This window comes from Neisseria sp. P0021.S007 (genome assembly GCF_051956855.1).
The window spans coordinates 1-513 of record NZ_JBQCXA010001229.1 but is presented as its reverse complement, the minus strand read 5'-3'; the positions used below and the strand labels follow the sequence as shown (position 1 = coordinate 513).

Sequence of the window (513 nt, the reverse complement as noted above, 5' to 3'; positions counted from 1 at the left end):
AGCCAAGCCAATCCGCTTCCACCCGAACTCTCCGTCCAACTCTCCACCCTATCCCCCACCCAACTTGCATGGCTCTCCGGCTATTGCTGGGCGCAAAGCCAAGGCATATCCGGTATAGCAACCCAACCATCTGCCCTGCAAACAGCCGTCCAGACAGTCAGCCGCCGCGTATTAGTCCTCTCCGCCTCACAAACCGGTAATGCCCGCAGCGTTGCCGAATCCTTACACGCCAAACTTCAAGCCGCCGGCGTAGAAGCCCGCCTCAGCAGCGCAGGCGATTTCAAAAGCAAAACCCTGCCCGACGAAGACATCATCCTTTTGGTTACCTCCACCCAAGGCGAAGGCGAACCGCCCGAAGAAGCCCTGCCCCTGTACAAATTCATCTACGGCAAAAAGAAACCCGATTTCAGCAAACTGACCTTTGCCGTATTGGGCCTTGGCGACTCCTCCTATCCCAACTTCTGCCAAGCAGGCAAAGACTTTGATGCCAAATTTGCCGAACTGGGCGCAGGC

1 protein-coding gene is annotated in these 513 nt (G+C 56.7%); it reads left to right on the top strand.

The annotated features are described in order from the left end of the window. Nucleotides 1-513: flavodoxin domain-containing protein (locus tag ACTHUR_RS18450; protein WP_440400214.1), on the top strand; the 513-nt coding region annotated here is incomplete at both ends.